We start from the raw sequence: 20,063 nt of genomic DNA, 5'->3' as shown, positions 1-20,063 counted from the left end.
GTGGTGCTTATCCGTATTATAACATTTTTTTTGGCATTCGTAAGGCATTATTCCATTAAAATATAATCATAATTTAGTACCTGTTTTAATAAAATATAGAAAGGATTTACGGAGGCTCATAAGTAAAATATGCGAAACATTAACCAGGAAAGGCATGGTGTACGGTTATGTCAAATACCAAAATAGTTGTTCTTCACTTAAAGGAAATCCTATATACGGTTCTGTTTGCGGGCCTGGGGATACTGCTGATAATACTGTTAATTATTATGTTCGTAAACAAAAACAACGATAAATCGGACACTGCTATGGATGCCAAATACATACCGGGGGTATATAATTCCACCTTCGTTCTTAATGATACCTCCCTTAATCTTGAAGTCGTTTTGGATAAAGACCATATTAATTCCATCCGCATCGTAAATATTGATGATTCCATCTCAACCATGTACCCGCTGGTTGAGCCCTCTTTAGAGAAAATAGCAGACCAACTGTACAATGGCACGAATATTAACGACCTGCAAATATCAAATAACAGTAAATATACGGAGAATTATTTAGTAAATGCCATCAAGACCACCCTGGAAAAGGCTGACCCTTCCCAAAAAATACAATAAATCAAAAAGGGCATATTGCATCCCGCTTTTTATAGCAGAATGTAATGTGCCCCATATTTTGATTTAATCTATCCTTCCATTTGCTGCTGTTTCCTTCTATGAAAATTCTATTTTTGTAAAATTTGGATTCCTGACAAGCTACCAGGAGTTATTGACCTCCTGATACAATAATAACAGCTGGCTTACCCGGTTTACGGACAACTTGTGATAGACGCTTTCCTTATGGCGCTTTACCGTATTTGCGCTGATGCTGAGCTTTTCTGCAATCTCCCTGATTTCGAAGCCCTGGCTCAAATAGCCGGCAACCTCGCTTTCACGCCTGGTAAGCCCTTTTTCCGTCAGATAGGCTGTCCAGGAGGTACGGCTGCTGCCCATGGAAAAATCAAGAAAGATTGCATAGCGGGTAATAAAGCTGCCCGTTATCTGCTCCTTGATAATGATGTTCTCCAAAAAGACCTCAAGCCCCCCGGCAAGACGCAGGCAGAAGCGGTTTGCGCCCCCTTCCTGATAGGCAGGCAGAATGTAATCCGTTAACAGGCGTTTTGCCTCCTCCTTTTCGGCTGCCATACCCAGAGCCTCCATTGTCTGATATGCCTCCTGGTTGATTTCCTGTATATTAAAATTCTCATCGCATATGATCATGCCAATGGGATGCCTTGTAAATATCCGGTTTAAAAAGACCAGATTATTCTGCATGGACAGATGCTTAAGATGGATTCTGGTGGCCTTTTCCATTATCATACCAATTTCCTCCAGGAGCTTTTGTTCCCGCAGGGTAAAGCCGGAGGACTGCCTTCCATGATATACGGCAACCGCTCCCAGGGGCTTATTTTCTTCATCCCGTAGCAGTACCAGGGCCTCATAATAAAAGCCGTTAAAGTAAAGGCACTGGCTGTAGAGGGAGGACGTTTCATATTCCATATAGGAAGTAAAATCTTCTATTGTAAAAACGGATTTCCCGGAAGCCTCTTTTAGATTAGCCGGAGCAAAGAAATCTTTTTTATAGCAATCCCGTTCATAGGATTCGATGGAAACGGGTGTAAAATTCACATAAACCAGATGCTTGTAATAGCCATTATCATCCACAAGAGGAAAAGCGGCCCCATCAAAGGGAAAAAATTTTAACAGGTCCTCCATTGCTGTCTTACGAAAATTAATATCGTATGGATTTAAGCTTCCCGAAAAAGCAAGCAAATTCTTATAATCATCCTGCGTCAAAGAATTCGATTCTGTCATTTTATAACCATGCCTTTCTCACAGCCTGCATACTTTGAGCCGCAGGCACAAATTTTGGCCTTAGGGTGTTTGCCCTATAAGAATAGGTGTTATGGGTAATTGTTAGTTTATTATATAGGTGCTATCATGGGATTGTCAAGATAATAACAATGTCCTGACACTTAAATTAATTATACGTACTATTAACATGAAAATACATTGGAAAAGGAAGGAAAATCAATGGCAGCACTAAAGTTATTAAGAGCACCTTTAAAGTATTTACAGGGAAAAGGAGCATTGTTGCATTTTTATGAAGAAACAAAGGATCTTGGAACTTCTTATTTATTTATCTGCAGCAACAGCGGCTATAAGAACTGCTCTGACAAAATAAAGGAAAGCTTTAAAGGCAGCAGCAGCGAAATCCAGTTCGAAGTATTTAAAGGTATCAGTTCTGTTGGCGAAATCCAAAGAATGAGACAAATCGTTCAGGATAAAAAAATCCAGGTTGTAGTAGGTGTCGGCGGAGGTTCCGCAATTGATACCGCGAAAGCTACCGCTTATTATGAAAAGCTTCCGGTTGTCATCATCCCAACTGTTGTTGCTACTGATGCTCCTTGTACCGGTCTGTCGGTTATATATAAAGATGACGGTGCCTTTGACAGTTACCTCTTTTACCCCAGAAATCCGGAAGCAGTAATTGTTGACAGTGAGGTTATTGCCAATGCCCCCGTTAAGTTCCTGATTGCAGGTATGGGAGATGCTCTGGGAACCTATTTTGAAGCAAGAGCCTGTGTCAGAACCGACTCACCAAGCCTTGAGAACGGCGGTATTGCCCTTTCTGCCATGGCACTTTGCGAGCTGTGCTATAAGACACTGATAAAGAATGGCTACCAGGCAAAGCTTGCCTGTGAAAACCACCTTGTAACACCTGCTCTGGAAGCCATCATTGAGGCTAACACTTATTTAAGCGGTGTGGGTGCCGACAACGGCGGCCTGGCTACAGCCCATTCCGTGTATAACGGTTTCACTGCTCTTCCCGAATGTGAAGCAACCATGCATGGTTCCGTAGTGGCCTTTGGTACCATTACCCAGCTGCTATTGGAGAATGCTCCGAAAGAAGAAATCAAGAATGTAATGGATTTCTGCCATAGTGTCGGTCTTCCTGTCACTTTAAAGGAATTAGGTGTAACCGATGTGTCCAGAGTCAGGATTGCTGCCGAGAAAGCATGTATCCCCGGAGAAACCATACATAATATGGCTGGAGATGTTACTCCCGAGCAGTTATACGATGCCCTCCTTGCAGCAGATTTACTGGGCCAGGAATATTTCAGATAAGATTGCCTTAAGGTTTATCCTTAGTTTCAAAAAACAGCCGGTTCGTTCTACACTGGCTGTTTTTTTAGTACCGCTCTTTCCTATACACCTTTCCAGATTAGGGTCTCATTTTTCTGCATTCCCTATACATCCGAGCCGTATTTTCCAGCTCCTCTGCTGTATAGAAATGCAGGGAAATGAAAAATTCTCTTGTGAAACTTATTCCTTTACAGCACCTGCCGTCACACCTGCCAGGATATATTTCTGAAAGAATACATATATGATAATCGTTGAAAGCATGATTATGATAATTCCTGCCGCCAGCAGCTGCCAGGAGCCCTGCTGCGCGTTGGCAAAATTCATGATATAGGTTGTAAGGGTCCGCAGACTGTTCTTTGGCATATATAAGTAAGGAACATACATATCGTTAATGATATTAATGGCTTTTATAATACAGATTGTCGCGGTAGCCGGAGCCAGCAGCGGAAATATAATTCTTGCAAATAATCCGAAATAAGAGCAGCCGTCTATCAGAGCAGCTTCATCAAGTGCTACTGATATGCCCGAAAGAAATTGACGGTAAATATATAGCTGCATCAAATCGGAAGCAACATAAATAACAATGGGGGCAGCAAGGGTATTATACATATGCAGGCCCTGGATAATCCGGAATCTGGCTATCTCTGTAACAAAGTTTGGAATCAGCATCCCTAAGAAAAACATGGCTACTACGACAATTTTCCCTTTGAATTGGAACCGCTCGATAATAAAGGCAGTAATACTTCCGAACATTACGTTAAAGAAAATGGATATTACCAGTATAATTCCCGTATTTTTAAAGCCCAGCAGCAAGTATTTGTCCGATAACACTTTTCTGAAATTGTCAAAGGTAATTTTGTCCCAGGCCGGTAGAACCAAAGGTGATGTGGTAACCATATCTGCCTTGGTTTTTAAAGCAGCAAACAGGGTCAGAAGAATAGGTGCCAGAACAATTACCACCATACAAAGGCATATGATCTGCTTTAAACATTGTGTAAGAATCTTTTTAGCCATTCTGCTTCCTCCTGTCTCTTAATACCAGGCCATGAATAATCGTGTTCTGGAATAAGTATATTGCTACTATCATTATCATAATTGCTACAGCCATTGTGGCGGCAAGACCAAAGTTAGAAAAAGTAAAGGCTGTCTTAATGGTATATAAAGTAAAGGTAGAAGAAGCGTATCCGGGACCGCCGGATGTCATAACAAAAGGAATATCAAATACCTGAAGGGCTCCTCTGATGTTATCAAACAGTACAAAATCTACCATTAGCATAATAGCCGGTATCTGGATATACTTAAACAAATGCCAGGAGCGGGCGCCATCCACCATTGCTGCCTCCTGTATATCCTGGGGAATGGACTGCAAGGCTGCCATAAATAATACAACATGGTATCCGCTGAACCGCCATACCGAAACGGAAGAAAGTACATAATTCACTATCTTCGTATCCGACAGCCAGTTCCTGCTAAGGTTCTCCAAATGAAACAATGCCAAAATGGAGTCGAAGGCACCATTAATTGGTGAGAAGAAATAGGAGAAGGCATAAGAAATTGCCACTCCATTAATAATATAGGGCAGGAACACCATGGTTTTATAAAATTTTGCCGCCCGGAGCTTACTGGTCAAAAGCACCGCAAACATCAATTCTATGGGAATCATGATAAAATGAACGACGAAATAAACTGCGTTATTTCCTAGTGACAGCCACAAGTCCTTATTATGGAACATGGATATATAATTACTTATTCCTATAAATTCACTCTTTGGTGAGTACCCATCCCAGTTCGTAAAACTCATACGAAAAAGGTCAAAGGCAGGAACCACCACAAATCCTATCAGAAGCAACATCGGCACTAGGAGAGATGTCGCAATAAACCATTTCCGCTTCTTATTTAATTTTGTCATTATAACCTCCATGGATTTCGCAAGTTTACAGCGAAACAATTCCTTGATAGAATACGAGGGTGCTGCAAACCGGTAATATGTTCCTCTTTGCAGCAGCCCTCCTTTACCAGCACATTATACTGGTGCTTTCCTGTTGTTTTATTGGATTTTTAATTTTGCTCTGGCATCCTTCCATTTATTATCAAGGTCTTTTAAGGTTGTCTCTAAATTAAAGCCGTCAGTCAGCATCTGCGCACCAAGCTTCTTATAATCAAAGGTGGTCTCATTCTGGATTGCAGAGAAGTTGTCTCCGCCGCCGTCATACATAACCAGGACCTTATCCGGGCTTAAGGTATCTGCTTCGGCAAGAATGGGGTCCTTATCCTTGGGGAAATTTTTCATGGAAGAAGCAGAGGATACATAATTAAGGTAATCCGGATACCATGCATCGGAGTAGAACCACTCAACAAATGCTTTGGCTGCTTCCTGGTGTTTGGAATGTGTTGTCACACCCATAAAGGAATCTCCCTGTACAATAACATTATAAGGATCCGTTTCGGAATTTCTGGTGGGCAGATAGAAGGTACCAAGCTCGGCAGTATCGGCAGCACCGTTCTTAATATTTTGAAGGCCCCAGTCACCAAGTGCTACCATGGCAGCCTTTTTTACTGCAAATAAGCTTGTTGCCTGGTCATTTCCAAGTCCTAAAGGATCTTTTCCCAGTGCGCCGGAGGTAAATAAGTCACTTACCTTATGATATGCTTTATTAATATCGGTACCTTCTGCAAAGGGACTGTCCTGAGAAGCCATTGTATTCCAGTTCTGACCATTGCCTGATTCCAGTGCCGGCATAAATTCCATGAAGGGATAATCCGGCCATTCGTCTTTCAGACCACAGGCTAAAGCCATAAAATCTTTGTCCTTGCTTCCATAGTAATCCTGTAATTTCTTCGCAGCCGCTTCAAATTCACTCCAGCTCTTCGGCACTTCTACTCCGGCTTCCTTAAACATATCCTTCCAATAATATACGTATTCATAGCCGGCTGTCATGGGAATACCAAGCACCTTTCCATTGATCGCATAGCCGCTTGCAAGTTCGTTATTGGCACTTGCCTTTGTTCCGGATAAGTCTACTAAATAATCTTTAAATCTTGACAGGGTAAAAGGCTTGTTGAACATAATATTCGGTAACTGGTTAGCAGATGCACGCATCTTCATGGCATTCCAGTATTCACTGTCATCTTTGATCTTTTCTACTTCAATATCAATATTCGGATATTGTTTCTGGAACTTCGCTACCATATCATTTTCTTCAATAAATGTATTCAGGTTATTATCCCAAATAGTAAAGGTAAGAGTTCCGCTAAGGTCCTCCTTCGATTCAGATGTGGCCGACGGTGCAGCCGTCGAATCCGGTGTGGTTTTGTTATCCGTCTTTCCATTTGAGCATCCTGCTAAGGCTGATGCCAGCATAGCAACGGTTAACATTGTAGCTAACAATTTCTTTTTCATAACTAAAATACCTCCCTTTTTGTTTGTGAACCCAGCTTAACAATTTTCCGAAAAATCTTCCATTTCATATTGCCATTTTTCTTGACTATTTTTCACATTGCCCGATTTTCATTCTTTGCTTTTTGTTAGAATTCTTGATATATGGTTAGTTCATACCTCTATTTTCATAGTATTTCCGGCTTTATCGTAAATATAGGAGTGTTCCTATAGCACTTTTCAATATTTTCGGTTTTTCCAATATTAGAAAAAAAGAGCTGCGGCAAAATAACCAGATAGCATTAAAACAGCTATGAGATTATCTCACTGCAGCCCCCTGGGGTACAGATGATTATAACCTATACGGATTTCCGGTATTGAGCCGGACTGATTCCATTTAACTTCTTGAACATTCGATTGAAATTTTCCACATTATAGTATCCGACCATTTCTGCTATTTCATAAACCTTGAAACTGGTACTCTTTAACAATTCCTTGGCCTTTTGAATTCTTAATTCCATCAGATAGGAGGAAAATGTCTCCCCGCATTCCTTGGTAAAACGGTTACTGAAATACTTTTCATTCAGTCCCACATAGTCAGCCACCTTGGTAAGGGATAAATCTGCTTCCTCATAATGATCTAAAAGGAAGCGCTTCGCTTTTGATACCGCATCTGTTTTTGCTATATTTAATTTGGAGGCAGTATAATCCATAATCCAGGCAAAATAATTCGTAAGCCATAGCCTCATGCTTTTTATATCCTCGATGCGGTCAATCTTTTCAATATAATTATATTGCTGCCCAAAAACATCTGCAAAATTGGAATAATCCCTGCTAAAACAATTGCCCAAAGCCAATATGGCTGCAAAAACCTGCAGTCTTGCTTCCTCAAGGCCGGAGTTATTGAATAATTGGAACATTTTCTCCTTTTCCTGATTCAGGTTCTTCTCATCGGCCGTATAAAGGGCGGCAGCCAATTTTTCATAGGTTTTGGAAAGCAGCAGAAGCTGGTCCATTTTACTGCCCTCCCGGTTGAGGTCTATAATCGAATTGGTTCCCTTTAGATGGCGAAGGCACATTTTTTCCCTTATTTCCCTGACCAGTGCATCAAACTCACCAAAGCCGAATTTCTTTTGCCCTATGCAGAGGAATATCCGGACCCCAAATTCATGATTTCCTGTCCGCTGTAAATCCTCCGCCATGCTGACGATTTTTTCAGAATAGTCCTCTTCGGTAATACGGTAAAATACAAGAAAAAACGATGGGCTTTCCTTGTATGCAATACATCTGGAAGCAAATCTCGGATTTCCTTCAAATCTTTTAATCAGCTTTTTGGCTTCTTCTTCTTTTTCATTGGCATTGTAGTTTTCCACATATATTCCCAGAACGGTATAATATTCTGCGAAAAATTCTTTTGATCTTTTATTTAATTCCTCCGGACTTATTTCTTCCTTAATGACGGCTGCAAAATAGTCCTCCTGGGTTTTGTCCGCACTTTTTATCTTCTCTTCATATTCATTCACCAGCGCCTTCAGCCTTCGAACCATTGCATTAAACTGGTGAATCATGCTCCGTATCTCAAACTGGCCCTCGGGAGAGATATGGACTTCCAGATTTCCTTCCTCCACCTGGCGCAGACCTCCGCTTATCTCTTCGATAGGTCTGACAATACTTCTAAGAAAATATCTGGAATAATAACCTGCTAACATTAAAATCAATATTGCCGCACCTAATACCCATAATGCCGTCCTCCAGTAATCCGAGGTAAGCTCCGGGGTTCTGATATAGCTCTCAACATACCACACAGCATTGTTGAATTTGACCGGTGACTTTATACAGGTATATTTAGGAGAAGGAAAATCACTTTCCTTTGCAGTTGAGAATATAAGCTTCCCGTCATCCCCCATAATCTGAGTAGTTCCCAATTTATTTTTATGGGAAAGATAATCCCTGTTATAAGCTTTGACTCGTTCTGCTGCCTTGGTGGATTGATAGTACAGCACCATTTCCAGCTTCTGGGAACGGTCCGTGGTAACATCCGGCGACAATGCAAACACCAGTATCAGGGAATCTTTTTTACTGCCCGTATACAGGTCATTGGATTTTTTTGTGTCATAATACCCTATAAAGACTCTGTTTTTATTTTCCAATGCCGCCTGGTACCACTTTGTCTGCTTCATTTTATCCTGGGCGATTCTGATTTCATTTAAGACATAGCTTTCCCTGCCGTCTTTCATATAAAAGGATACAGAGATAATGTCCTTTACCGGCTCCAGGACCAGGTTAATTGCTTTTGAGAGCTTATCCTCATTCTCATTTTTGATGCTGTAGTTATTCGTATCCGTGTCGGCAGCATACCTTAAGATTTCGTTATTATTCGTATAAACCATATGGGAAAGCCGCATAGACATGATATCTTCATCCGATTCCAGGTCGGCAATGACTGTCTCCTGTGCTCTTTTGATATTCTCAATTGCCTGACTTTTAAATTGCTGGTTCAATACAATAAGCACCACGATCAAAACAAGTAATATCGGAATAACAATAAAAAAGAGAAAGGACAAATAGTATATTGTCTTTAATGGAAGTTTCATTCTTTTATCTCTATGAAACATGAATGTATGCTCCTATCTGATCGATTTCGGATACCAGTATAGAAGGCCCATTCCTATATTTTTAGAAATGAGCCTTTTGTTATTTTTGAGAAATTACTCCCATGCTTTCAGCTTACTTTTTCTCTAAATTCTTATAGGGTGATTCTTCACTCAGGAATATAACACCAATGACTCCGGGACCTGTATGGGCGCCAATGGCGCAGCCAACATAGCTCTCCAGGAAGTTTTTGCAGCCATATTTCTCTGTCAGCATCCCTTTTACTTCCTCCAGGGTCTTTTTATCATCTCCATGGACCAGGCCGATGGTCTGCTCCTTTAAATCCTTACCTCTCTCCCCTACAATTTCTACAATCCGCCTTAAGGATTTTCCTCTTCCTCTTACCTTCTCTATGGCCTGCAGGGCTCCAGCGTCGGTTACTTCAATAATCGGCTTGATATCCAGCAGCCCCCCTGCAATGGCAGAGGTTCTGGAAAGCCTGCCGCCCTTGTATAAATATTCCAGGGTTTCTACGGTAAAAATATGCTCCATGTTCCTGCTGAAAAAGTTAACAGCCTCTAATATAATTTCTTTTGATACATTGTTAGCTGCCAGCTTTAAAGCCTCTTCCACTACCAATCCAAATCCCAGGGAAGCACATTTTGAATCCACAATGGTTAGGTCAAAATCCGGGTATTCCTCTAACAGCTCCTGCTTTGCAATATTCGCCGCATTATAGGTTCCGGCAATTCCTGTTGAAAAGCAGATGTATATGACCTCGTCCCCCTTCTTTGCATAGGGTTCAAAATGCTTATGGAACATAAAGGAATTGATATGATATGTTTTAATCTCTGTCCCATTTCTTAAAATATTATAAAACTCTTCCGGAAATATTGTTTCTCCGTCAAAGTAATCCTTCTCCTCAATTACTACAGGGGTGGGTATCACATGGAGGTTATATTTATCTATCAGAAAACGGGGCACATCCGAGGCCGAATCTGTAATTATTTTTAATGCCATAACTCTTACACCCTTTGCTTTCCGCTAATTGAAGCGGCACTGCCCTATTACGGCATGTCTTATCACAGGTTTCACGGAAGTTATGAGAAGCCTGTGCAATGTCATAATAGTAAGCTGGAAGATGGGGGGCAGTCTGCAAATATCCTTCTTCGTTATTTCCTCCAGCTGGTTTCGGTATCAAGCTTCCAGTGTAATATGCTCTAATTCCTTCATCCAAAGGGCTCCGCTGGCATCGCTTGGCATCCTTAAATCTCCTCTTGGAGATACCGCAACAGACCCAACCTTAGGACCGTCGGGAAGGCAGGAGCGCTTGAATTGCTGGCTGAAAAATCGGCTGTAGAAGGTCTTAAGCCATTTTAATATCGTCTCTTCACTGTAATCCTCTGTGAATGCCAATTTCGCAAGTCTGAATATCTTGGCTGGCGAATATCCATACCGAAGGATATAATATAAAAAGAAATCATGGAGTTCATAGGGTCCTACCAGCTCCTCTGTTTTCTGGGCAATCATCCCATCCTTTGGCGGAAGCAGCTCAGGACTCACGGGAGTATCCAGGATATCGGAAAGCACCTCCCTCAGAGCAGCATTTTCCGTAATCTGCGCAAAGTAACCCACCAGATATCTGACGAGAGTCTTTGGAACGGAGGCGTTCACGCCATACATGGACATATGGTCCCCGTTATAGGTGGCCCACCCGAGAGCCAGCTCAGACATGTCACCGGTACCGATAACCAGGCCGTTATATTTATTGGATAAGTCCATAATAATCTGTGTTCTCTCTCTTGCCTGCACATTCTCATAAATAACATCATGTACGGAAGCATCGTGCCCGATATCTCTAAAATGCAGATTGACCGCTTCCTGTATGGGTATTTCCAAAAAGGTCGCAGATAGTTCCTTTGCCAGAGTCACCGCATTATTATAGGTTCTGTCCGTGGTTCCAAAGCAGGGCATGGTTACTGCAATAATACCTTTCCTGTCAAGTCCTAACAGGTCAAAGGCTTTACATATTACCAAAAATGCCAGAGTCGAATCCAGCCCTCCCGATATGGCAAGGACACAGGTCTTAAGGCCGGTATGCTCCAACCGCTTCTTTAACCCATAGGCCTGGATGTTTATAATCTCCTCACATCGCCTGTCCCTGTCCTCCCTTTTACCGGGAACAAAGGGTGCTTTGTCTATATATCTGGTAAGCTCAGTTTCTGCTGATATGATATCCTCACCAAAGGAAAAATCTATATACTGGTAATCCTTGTTCTCAGACACTTGATAGGTGGTCATACTTCTGCGCTCACTGATCAGTTTTCCCATGTCAAGCTCCGTAACTGTCATTTCATTGACGAAACGAGGGGATTCCTTCAGAAGGATGCCGTTTTCCGCAATCAGATTGTGGGCACCGAATACCAGATCGGTACTGGATTCTCCTTCCCCGGAAGCAGCATAAATATAGCCGCATACCAGCTTTGCAGACTGCATACGGATAAGCTCCCTGCGGTAAATATCCTTTCCGGTGGTTTCATCACTGGCAGAAGGATTTAATATAAGCGTAGCACCTGCCAGACAGTGGTTCACACTGGGGGATAAGGGCACCCAAAGGTCCTCACAGATTTCAATTCCTATAGTCAATTGCTTAAAGTCCGAGCAGTTGAATAAAAGATTCATTCCAAAGGGAATCCTTTCCCCGTAAAACAAAACTCCCGTAACCTCTTCCTGTCCGGGATTAAAATGCCTGGTCTCGTAGAATTCCGAATAGCCCGGCAGGTTCTTTTTTGGTACAAAACCAAGTAATTTGCCATTATAAATTGCAGCAGCCACATTATAGAGCTTACCGTTTTTCAATATGGGAAGCCCCAGGGTCACAAAGAGCTTTCTGCCCTTGGTAAAGTCCACAATCCGCTTCAATTCAGCCATGGCACTGTTCAGTAAGGTATCCTGTAAAAAAAGCTCTCCGCAGGTATATCCGGTAAGGCATAGCTCCGGCAGCACCAGTATTCTGACAGCCTGGCCCTCTGCCTCTTCAATCAAATTTCTTATCTGCCTGCTGTTATACTCACAGTCAGCTACTTTAATATAAGGAGTGGCAGCTGCCACTTTTATAAATCCATCTCTCATCTTCTCCTCCTCGGAGGCTTCTGTTTTGTTTGCTATATACTTCCTTCATCATAACATTTATTTTAGCAAAAGAAAAGTATTATGTAAACAAAAAAAGGCAGCCCATAGCTGCCTTTTTATCTTTTGTCAATAACCCGAAACGCCGTTTCCTGTATTTTGACTCCTAGCAAAAGCTAGGTGGGTTTCCGCATGAAAGCCTCTGTCTTCCACTGCAAACGGTGGCTTGACATAATCTTACAAATTAGGAATCCCTTATAAATGTTGTAGGTTCAAAATAACAGGAGTGTCGCACATCCCAGGAAATATCTTGTGATATTATTATAACCCAGTCAATTGTAAATTTCAAGGTTCAAATGCGTTAATATTACGAAATGTCCAACTCTTCTACATAATTTTCCAGACTTTGAAAGCTGAAAATGAATTCCGTCCCGTTTCCTTCTTCACTTTTTACCATAATATCACCATCATGCTTTAAGGCAATCTGCTTTGCTATGGCAAGCCCAAGACCTGAGCCCTGCTCATTCTGCTTTAATTTTGAACGGTAAAACTTATCAAAGATGTAAGGCAGTTCTTCCTTTGAAATTCCGATACCTTCGTCTCTGACTGATATTACTAGTTTATCCGTTTTGGCCAGATTTATGTAGATAGAAGAATTTACCTTAGAGAACTTAACAGCATTATCCAGAATGATTAAAAACATTTGTTTTAATCTGTCATAATCCCCCATCATGGTATAAACAGGCATTCCTTTGGTCAATATCATTTCTATCTGCTTATCCTGGCATAAGGGATGAAAGCTCCTTAAAAGATCTTCAAAAATCTGGACCACATTCACCGGCTCTTTTTCTACCTCAAAATCCGGATTCTGCATTTTTGACAAAAGCAGCAAATCTCCGACAAGCCTTTCCATGCCTTTGCATTCCGCTAAAATTTTTGCATGATATTGATTGATTTTGTCCTCTTCTGTCACAATTCCGTCTACCAGCATCTCAGTGTAAGCTCTGACAACCGTAATAGGAGTTCTGAGCTCATGGGAGACATTGGCAAAAAAATCCGTTCTCATCTGCTCCCTGCTCTGTCTCTCCTCTTCATTTTCCTTTAAGCGGTCTGCCAGAATATCTATAGTCGTGGCCAAATCTCCGATTTCATCCCTCCGGCTTAAAGAAAGCTTGCTTTCATACTGACCGTCTGCCAGCAAAAGAGCAGTTGTTCTCATAGAGGTGATGGGCTTTGTGATTCCTTTTGCAAAAAGAATGGCAATGATAAAGGATATGAAAAGTGCGATTCCCACACTAAAATAAATGAGATTCATACTGCTGTTTATAATATCTTCCTGCTTTTTTACCTCTGTCCGCAGGAGCACTGCGCCTACAACCTCACCGTTTACAGTCACAGGATAACCCTGAATAGCTGAGGTTCCGCCAAATTCCTCATAATATCCGCTTTTTGCAAGATGCCTGCCCTGAAAAGCTTTTTCAATTACCGTTACACAGTCCTGGGGAAGCTTCACATCCTCCAGGTTAACATTCTCCATCTGCTTATCCATGGGTTTTTTAGCATTGGGATTGGATATGGTCCAAATGTCGGATTCATCATAATCAAGCTCCTGCATAATTGACAAATAATCCAGATAGCCATCTGCTTCATTGTTTATGATGGCTTTCGACAATCTTCTGGATACGACCTCCGCTTGTTTTAACATTTTGTCACGGTAATTTTCCATGGTGGCACTTTCATACAGGTTCATGAAAATCAGTCCCACCAGTATGGCAAAAAGAGTCAGTACAAGGGCATAGTTGATATAAACCTTAAAAAAAAGCCTGTTAAAAGGCTTGCCCCGATGCTTTCTATCCATTTAAACTCCTTTCGTGATACCATTGTTTTCATTCGAAAACAGTTTTATAAAAGGGGCATGAAAAATTTCTCTTTCATGACCCCGGAATCAAACAGTTTTCTTCAAGCTGTCAGTCTTCTTCTATCTCGAATTTATATCCCACACCCCAAATGGTCTTAATGTTCCATTCCGGATGCTCTACCGCATCAAGCTTTGCCCGAAGGCGCTTAATATGTGAATCTACCGTTCTGCTGTCACCAAAATAATCAAAGCCCCACAAGCTGTCTAACAGATTATCTCTGGTAAACACTTTATTAGGGTTTTTTGCCAGTGTCCACATGGTCTCTATTTCTTTTTTGGTGAGCGACATTTTATTTCCATTTATATGTAGGGTATATTCGTCCAGATTTATTATCATATTGCACATTGTAATGGTATTCCCCGTCTTAACATCCTTTTCCACTTTGGTCATTCTGCGGAGAACCGCTCTTACCCTTGCCATGACCTCGCTTGGACTAAAGGGCTTTACAATATAATCATCTGCACCGATATCAAGTCCCATAATCTTTTCAAAATCTTCGCCTCTGGCTGTAATTAAGAGTACCGGCACATTAGAAATAGCCCGAATCTTTCTGCAAACCTCATAACCGTCTTCCTTTGGCATCATCACATCTAAAAGTACTGCTGCGGGATTATATTTTTCAAATAAGCGAAAGGCTTCTTCTCCATCATTGGCAATTACCGGTTCCAACCCTTCTTTTTTGGAATAAGCTGACAAAACATCCGTTATATCCTGATTATCATCGGCAATTAGTATGTATTGCATTTCTTTTCCTCCAATATCCGCTAAGCTTTTGTTTCTATAATTCGCTACATATACATTTTATTATATCTGCCTTGTGAGTTAAAAACAAGTGGAAAAGTCAGTCTATACAAAATCGTAATGTCCGTAAGAAAAAATTAATATTTTGCCACGATTCTGACAAATTAATATACTATTTTAAAGCTGTACATACTAAGGTACAATTTATTTCTATGTAGTTTTTTGAATTTCATGGAAGTATTGTAAACAGGCCCTTATATTATACTAATCCGATATAGAAAGCCACCTTTACTTTCTATACCACTACAGTAGCCTGTTATAAGGAGGATAGTGCCATGAAAACAAATTTCTGGAAAAAGTGCCTTCTGGCATTTGGCATGATTTTATTTATGACTGTCCTATTACCGCCCTTATTGGGCAATAACACAGTTGCCAGTGCTTCAACCGTTAACGATGACCAAAACAGCATTAAACTAAATGTTAAGAGTAAGTCACTTGTAAAAGATGCTACTTTCAATTTAAAGCTCTACAATGTAACAGAAAGCCAGAAAGTTTCCTACAAATCAGGCGACTCTTCTGTTGCCACTGTGGATGACTCCGGTCTTGTTACCGCAGCCAACTATGGAACGACCACAATCACAGTGACCGTAAAGGAAGGAATTAAAACTGCCGCCTCTCTTGTATGTGATATTACCGTAGGCCCTTCGGCTTTAAGTGTAAAGCTTACGAAATCGGAATTAACCCTTGTAGTTGGAGATAAAACTTCCTTAACTGCTATTTTAAAACCAAACAATACCGTAGAAGAAGCCAGATTTTGGAGTAACGATTCCACAATTGCAGCTGTAAGTATTGGCGGAAGAATCTCAGCAAGGTCAGCAGGTGTAACTTATATCTTTGCTGCAATCGGAAACGGTAAATATGATTACTGTAAGGTTACCGTGGTTGAAAAACCAGACGTAACGCCAACAGAATCCGCACAGTAAAAATAAAAAATGCTATTTCAATTTACTAAATGCACCTCAAACATCGGATAACATCCAACGCTCTGAGGTGCATTTTCTATATAACTTTATTTTTACATTTGTATATGCTTCTGAAGAAAATTACCATATTACTATAAGATGCTTCCGCTGTCTGGCAATACTGCCGCCGCTTTGTATTTTCTTATACTTCTTTATATTCCGCTGTTACATCTTCGTTATTCTCTTCCTGAATTTCTTCCCGGTTTTCTACCTTTTTCTCCGCTTTGCCTTCCTCTGCATCTATGACTTTGGAAAGATTCTTCTTTATGTTATCCATAAAGTTAATACCTGTAACGGCTTCAATGGTTTCAGGCAGCTGTGTAATAATATCGGTTACATAGCCGGATACCTTGGCAGCGCCGGAGCCTTCCCCGCCCTTGCCATTGTCAATAATAACAATCTTCTCGGTCTTGGTCAAAGGTTCGGCTATGGAAGCAGCTATATCCGGTAATTTTTCAATAATCATCTGTGTTATAGCGGCATCATTATACTGCTTGAAAGCTCCCGCCTTCTTAGCCATGGTTTCTGCTTCGGCAGCACCCTTTGCCAAAATGGCAGCCGCTTCTGCTTCACCTTTAATCCTGATGGCTTCTGCTTCCGCCTCTGCTTTGATTTTAATTGCCATACTGGAGGCCTCTGCTTCCTTTAACTCGGAATATTTCTTGGCATCTGCTTCCTTACCGATACGGTAATTCTCGGCATCTGCTTCTTTGTTTACGGTAGCAAGCAATTCTTTTTCACGCCTGATTGCTTCCTTATCCTGAATTTCCGCTTCCTTTTCCTTCTTGGTAAGCTCTACTAACATGGCGGTTTCAGTTACTTCCTTATCCACCTTGTTTTTCTGGATAGCATAGGCAGAGTCTGCTTTCGCCTTGACAGTTTCCTGTTCCTGACGGTAGCTCTGAATCTTTAATTCCTTTTCCTTATTTGCTTCTGCTACGTGGGTTTCTGCTACAATCTTAGCTTCTTCTCCGAGCCTTTCTGCTTCTGCCACCTTAATCTTGGTTTCCTTTAAGGCTTCTGCTTCCGCTATAGCCGCATCTCTCTTAACCTCCGCTATACGGGGTTTACCCAGTGCTTCCAGATAACCGTTCTTATCGGATATATCACGGATCGTAAATGCTTTTAACTCCAGTCCCATGCTGGCAAGACCCATAGCTGCCACTTCCTGGACCTGTGAAGCAAATTTTTCCCTGTCCTTATAAATCTCCTCTACGGTCATCTTTGAGATAATTTCTCTTAGCTTGCCTTCCAGTACGTCTTTTCCGGTATCCTTTATTATATCGATAGTCTGCTGTTCTCTGCCGGTGTTAAACTGCTCTACAGCGTTAAGTATACTTTCCTTATCGCTCTTTACCTTGACAACCGCAACACCATCTGCCCGTATATCAACACCCTGCTCTGTTCTGGCTCCCTCCGTACGGATTTCGATTTTCATATTTTCCAGGGAAATCTTGTCGACCCTTTCCAATAACGGTATTACAAAACCGCCGCCGCCGGATATTACTCTTTTCTTAAGACCGGTTACAACAACCGCCTTATCCTGGGGGACCCTTTTCCAGGTGGTAGTAATCAACAGAGTGACTAAAACAACAGCACCCACGATGATTCCTGCAATAATAAATGCATCCATTTTCTTATTCCTCCTATTAAACGTGTACTCCCATAGTTTTTTACAGCTTGCCGGGCGTTCAAAAATTATGGTTTCCTAATCTATATCAGATACCGAAGCTTTTTCCTTCCGTATCAGATATTCTCTGTGGATGTTACATAAAAAACATAACCTTCAATCCAGCAGATGGCTACATTTACCCCTGCTTTTAATTCTATACCGTCAATGGATTTGGCCGGTGAGGTATAGCTGTTTCCGTTGATGACATATCTTATTTCACCAAACCCCCGCTCCAATATACTTTCCGATACCACCGCCGGAAGTCCGATCAGATCCTGTGCTTCCGGTGTACTGGTATTCTGGGCCTTTTTAAGAGGTGTGACAATGAAGTGCTGCACCAGAAAACAGATAATAAGGCCGGGCACAATTGCTATTAACAGGGCTAATACCCCTAACAGTGCCGGAACATACTCTGTTATCATCCAGCCGCTTCCTCCGAATACTGCCAAAAACAGTACAAAAACAACGGGACTTACCGGAAGTGAAAGGGAACTTCCTCCAAAGTCCAGATTTAATCCATCCATTCCTGCGATATCAAAAAGACTTCCCAAAAGAAGGGATATTATAATTAACGCAATACCAACAAAAAAGCACACCTGGAATAGTAAAAGCACCTTAACACCTCCTGTATGATAGTATCATAATCCTTTTTAATTAATACCATCTTACACAAAAATTAAATTTTGATTAGAAATAATCTCCATAATATTGTACTAAGAATGTCTTACCTTGTCAATTTTAACCACATTTCTTTTCACGGCAAATGCATAAAACCAATTAATGGTAACGCACGAGGACAAGGGGATTGGTTTGGAGTTCGCTGTTCGAGAACCTTTATTCCACTAAAGCTGCAAGAAACACAGCTGACAGGAAAAACAACGCCAAACTCGCTACGCTCAAACAATGGCGTTATTTTTCCTAGCTGTGTTTCTTGCAGCTTAAGTGTCATAAAGAACCTCTCAATGCGAACTCCAAACCAATCCCCTTGTCCTCTGGGTACCCATAGTGCGGGTTCATGCGTTTGTGGAAAATTTTTCTTTTGTAGGAATTCAGCAATAATATACCTCTCTAGCAAGACATTCCAAATAATACTGGATTTTACATTAACCTGTGGTTAATTTTTTCTCCTTCTGTTTAATAAATGCTCAATTGTGGAAGCCGGATACCTCTGATAAAATGTTCTTATAGAAAGATGTTAATACTATTAAATCAGGAGATGATAATTATGCCAATGTATATGATTATGCGGGAAAAAAGGAAGGAAATAGGACTTACCCAGGAGCAGATTGCAGAGTATCTTGGTGTGTCAACACCTGCTGTAAACAAGTGGGAGAAAGGAAGTACTTATCCGGATATTTTACTGCTGCCTGCGCTGGCCAGGCTGCTAAGGGTTGACCTGAATACCTTGCTTTGTTTTAACGAAGGGCTGTCGAAACAGGAAGTAGACTACTTTTGCAATGAAATAGTGGACACTATACGTAAAAAGGACTATGACAGCGGCTTTACAATGGGAATCGAAAAAATACAGGAATATCCTAATTGTGGTTTACTGATTCATACGACCGCACTGGTACTGGAAGGTGCCTTGCGTCTGTATGGAACAAGTGTCACTGATAAGGATTTTTACGAAAAGAAAATTACCGCCCTTTACGAACGTGCTGCTAAAAGCGGCGATGACCGGGTTCAGAACAAATCTATTTATATGCTGGCTCTAACATACCTGAACGGGATGGAGTTTGACAAAGCACAGGAAATGATGGATTTATTACCGGAAAAACCTGATTTTGATAAAAAGCAGCTTCAGGGTAAGCTTTTGAAGCAGCAGGGAAAATTTACGGAAGCTCAGGATATTCTGGAGCGTGAATTGCTTGATGGCATCAATAAAGTTCAGACTACTTTAATGAGCCTGTTAGATGTTGAACTGAAGACAGCTAATTACAAGGATGCTTCACATCTGGCAGAGCTTTACCAGAAGTTCTCAATATTGTTTGATTTATGGGGCTATAATTCTTTTGTCGCTCTGTTCGAGCTTTCTGTTGCACAAAAGAATGTTCAGGAGTGTATTCCCCTGTTAAAATCTATGCTTGCAGCAATGCTAATCCCCTGGGAACTCCAAAAATCACCCTTGTACTGTCATATCGGCTTCAAAGAAGACCAGGGAAATTTTGGTGCTCAAATGCTGACATCAATTCTTTCTGAGCTGGAGAACAGCCCTGATTATGAGTTCCTTCACTCTAATGAAGAATTTCAGCAGCTGCTTGAACAATACCATGCAAAATGCTGAGTTAGGCTCAGGCACTGTAGTAACTGCCGGATAACATATCATCACTGTACCTTGGGAACCGGCCTTTCTCCAAACTTATTAGTCAGAAAGAGAGCCGGGATGATGCTGACTGCGGTGAAAATCAAGCTTGTAATAAACCCTGCGTG

16 protein-coding genes and 1 other RNA gene are annotated in these 20,063 nt (G+C 41.3%); 4 read left to right on the top strand and 13 right to left on the bottom strand.

Translation table 11 applies throughout. From position 1 onward, the window contains the following. Positions 1-167: 167 nt before the first annotated feature. Entirely contained in the window at positions 168-614 is a 447-nt protein-coding gene (locus BUB77_RS17015; RefSeq protein ID WP_073278050.1) for a hypothetical protein, read from the top strand. 138 nt (positions 615-752) lie between these two features. On the opposite strand, the gene BUB77_RS17010 is transcribed toward BUB77_RS17015, so the two are convergent. After that, positions 753-1,850 carry a response regulator transcription factor gene (locus BUB77_RS17010; protein WP_073278049.1) on the bottom strand — a complete coding sequence of 366 codons (1,098 nt, stop codon included), beginning with the start codon at positions 1,848-1,850 and terminating at the stop codon, positions 753-755. Positions 1,851-2,069: 219 nt separating this feature from the next. On the opposite strand from BUB77_RS17010, the gene BUB77_RS17005 reads away from it, so the two are divergent. Then, on the top strand, positions 2,070-3,164 hold the full coding sequence (locus BUB77_RS17005; RefSeq protein WP_073278048.1) for a glycerol dehydrogenase: 1,095 nt from the start codon (positions 2,070-2,072) through the stop codon (positions 3,162-3,164). A gap of 198 nt (positions 3,165-3,362) precedes the next feature. Here BUB77_RS17005 and BUB77_RS17000 read toward each other — a convergent pair whose 3' ends face one another. The 9 genes from BUB77_RS17000 to BUB77_RS16960 all read right to left on the bottom strand — a co-directional run bounded on the left by BUB77_RS17000 (position 3,363) and on the right by BUB77_RS16960 (position 14,942). Then, complete coding sequence (locus BUB77_RS17000) at positions 3,363-4,196, bottom strand: carbohydrate ABC transporter permease (protein WP_073278047.1); 834 nt, start codon at positions 4,194-4,196, stop codon at positions 3,363-3,365. Beyond that, positions 4,189-5,091, bottom strand: coding sequence for a carbohydrate ABC transporter permease (locus BUB77_RS16995; protein WP_073278046.1), 903 nt, complete (start codon positions 5,089-5,091; stop codon positions 4,189-4,191). The genes BUB77_RS17000 and BUB77_RS16995 overlap by 8 nt, the downstream gene beginning before the upstream one ends. 138 nt (positions 5,092-5,229) lie before the next feature. Continuing rightward, positions 5,230-6,582, bottom strand: coding sequence for an ABC transporter substrate-binding protein (locus BUB77_RS16990; protein ID WP_073278045.1), 1,353 nt, complete (start codon positions 6,580-6,582; stop codon positions 5,230-5,232). Positions 6,583-6,917: 335 nt separating this feature from the next. Next, positions 6,918-9,173: a helix-turn-helix domain-containing protein gene (locus BUB77_RS16985; RefSeq protein WP_073278044.1), complete on the bottom strand. Its 2,256-nt coding sequence runs from the start codon at positions 9,171-9,173 to the stop codon at positions 6,918-6,920. Between the two features lie 112 nt (positions 9,174-9,285). Then, entirely contained in the window at positions 9,286-10,170 is an 885-nt protein-coding gene (locus tag BUB77_RS16980) for a DegV family protein (RefSeq protein ID WP_073278043.1), read from the bottom strand. A 177-nt stretch (positions 10,171-10,347) separates the two neighbouring features. After that, positions 10,348-12,282 carry an NAD(+) synthase gene (locus tag BUB77_RS16975; RefSeq protein WP_073278042.1) on the bottom strand — a complete coding sequence of 645 codons (1,935 nt, stop codon included), beginning with the start codon at positions 12,280-12,282 and terminating at the stop codon, positions 10,348-10,350. A gap of 127 nt (positions 12,283-12,409) precedes the next feature. Beyond that, positions 12,410-12,587, bottom strand: a non-coding RNA gene (gene ssrS / locus BUB77_RS16970) — 6S RNA. Positions 12,588-12,646: 59 nt separating this feature from the next. After that, a complete protein-coding gene (locus BUB77_RS16965) occupies positions 12,647-14,137 on the bottom strand; it encodes a sensor histidine kinase (RefSeq protein ID WP_073278041.1) in 1,491 nt (496 codons plus the stop codon). Positions 14,138-14,246: 109 nt separating this feature from the next. Beyond that, entirely contained in the window at positions 14,247-14,942 is a 696-nt protein-coding gene (locus BUB77_RS16960) for a response regulator transcription factor (protein ID WP_073278040.1), read from the bottom strand. Positions 14,943-15,274: 332 nt separating this feature from the next. Here BUB77_RS16960 and BUB77_RS16955 point away from each other — a divergent pair, with 332 nt between their 5' ends. After that, on the top strand, positions 15,275-15,922 hold the full coding sequence (locus tag BUB77_RS16955) for an Ig-like domain-containing protein (protein WP_073278039.1): 648 nt from the start codon (positions 15,275-15,277) through the stop codon (positions 15,920-15,922). 181 nt (positions 15,923-16,103) lie between these two features. Here the strand turns inward: BUB77_RS16955 and BUB77_RS16950 are convergent, their stop codons facing one another. The 3 genes from BUB77_RS16950 to BUB77_RS29485 all read right to left on the bottom strand — a co-directional run bounded on the left by BUB77_RS16950 (position 16,104) and on the right by BUB77_RS29485 (position 18,582). Then, the gene (locus BUB77_RS16950; RefSeq protein WP_073278038.1) at positions 16,104-17,594 is read right to left on the bottom strand and encodes a flotillin family protein; all 1,491 of its coding nucleotides are present in this window, start codon (positions 17,592-17,594) and stop codon (positions 16,104-16,106) included. A 113-nt stretch (positions 17,595-17,707) separates the two neighbouring features. Then, entirely contained in the window at positions 17,708-18,247 is a 540-nt protein-coding gene (locus BUB77_RS16945; protein ID WP_073278037.1) for an NfeD family membrane protein, read from the bottom strand. Between the two features lie 140 nt (positions 18,248-18,387). Next, positions 18,388-18,582: a hypothetical protein gene (locus tag BUB77_RS29485; RefSeq protein WP_139241214.1), complete on the bottom strand. Its 195-nt coding sequence runs from the start codon at positions 18,580-18,582 to the stop codon at positions 18,388-18,390. A gap of 276 nt (positions 18,583-18,858) precedes the next feature. Here BUB77_RS29485 and BUB77_RS16940 point away from each other — a divergent pair, with 276 nt between their 5' ends. Further along, complete coding sequence (locus BUB77_RS16940; RefSeq protein WP_073278036.1) at positions 18,859-19,917, top strand: helix-turn-helix domain-containing protein; 1,059 nt, start codon at positions 18,859-18,861, stop codon at positions 19,915-19,917. Positions 19,918-20,063: the final 146 nt, after the last annotated feature.

The organism is Anaerocolumna jejuensis DSM 15929 (assembly GCF_900142215.1).
GTDB classification, from domain to species: Bacteria; Bacillota; Clostridia; order Lachnospirales; family Lachnospiraceae; genus Anaerocolumna; species Anaerocolumna jejuensis.
This window is presented reverse-complemented; position numbering and strand designations above follow the sequence as displayed.

Excerpts from the sequence above, each read along its gene's own strand:
- BUB77_RS16995 (WP_073278046.1), bottom strand. The coding sequence starts at position 5,091 with ATGACAAAATTAAATAAGAAGCGGAAATGGTTTATTGCGACATCTCTC.
- BUB77_RS17000 (WP_073278047.1), bottom strand. The coding sequence starts at position 4,196 with ATGGCTAAAAAGATTCTTACACAATGTTTAAAGCAGATCATATGCCTT.
- BUB77_RS16990 (WP_073278045.1), bottom strand. The coding sequence starts at position 6,582 with ATGAAAAAGAAATTGTTAGCTACAATGTTAACCGTTGCTATGCTGGCA.
- BUB77_RS17015 (WP_073278050.1), top strand. The coding sequence starts at position 168 with ATGTCAAATACCAAAATAGTTGTTCTTCACTTAAAGGAAATCCTATAT.
- BUB77_RS29485 (WP_139241214.1), bottom strand. The coding sequence starts at position 18,582 with ATGACACTTAAGCTGCAAGAAACACAGCTAGGAAAAATAACGCCATTG.
- BUB77_RS16950 (WP_073278038.1), bottom strand. The coding sequence starts at position 17,594 with ATGGATGCATTTATTATTGCAGGAATCATCGTGGGTGCTGTTGTTTTA.
- BUB77_RS16975 (WP_073278042.1), bottom strand. The coding sequence starts at position 12,282 with ATGAGAGATGGATTTATAAAAGTGGCAGCTGCCACTCCTTATATTAAA.
- BUB77_RS16940 (WP_073278036.1), top strand. The coding sequence starts at position 18,859 with ATGCCAATGTATATGATTATGCGGGAAAAAAGGAAGGAAATAGGACTT.
- BUB77_RS16985 (WP_073278044.1), bottom strand. The coding sequence starts at position 9,173 with ATGTTTCATAGAGATAAAAGAATGAAACTTCCATTAAAGACAATATAC.
- BUB77_RS16965 (WP_073278041.1), bottom strand. The coding sequence starts at position 14,137 with ATGGATAGAAAGCATCGGGGCAAGCCTTTTAACAGGCTTTTTTTTAAG.
- BUB77_RS16955 (WP_073278039.1), top strand. The coding sequence starts at position 15,275 with ATGAAAACAAATTTCTGGAAAAAGTGCCTTCTGGCATTTGGCATGATT.
- BUB77_RS17010 (WP_073278049.1), bottom strand. The coding sequence starts at position 1,850 with ATGACAGAATCGAATTCTTTGACGCAGGATGATTATAAGAATTTGCTT.
- BUB77_RS17005 (WP_073278048.1), top strand. The coding sequence starts at position 2,070 with ATGGCAGCACTAAAGTTATTAAGAGCACCTTTAAAGTATTTACAGGGA.
- BUB77_RS16980 (WP_073278043.1), bottom strand. The coding sequence starts at position 10,170 with ATGGCATTAAAAATAATTACAGATTCGGCCTCGGATGTGCCCCGTTTT.
- BUB77_RS16960 (WP_073278040.1), bottom strand. The coding sequence starts at position 14,942 with ATGCAATACATACTAATTGCCGATGATAATCAGGATATAACGGATGTT.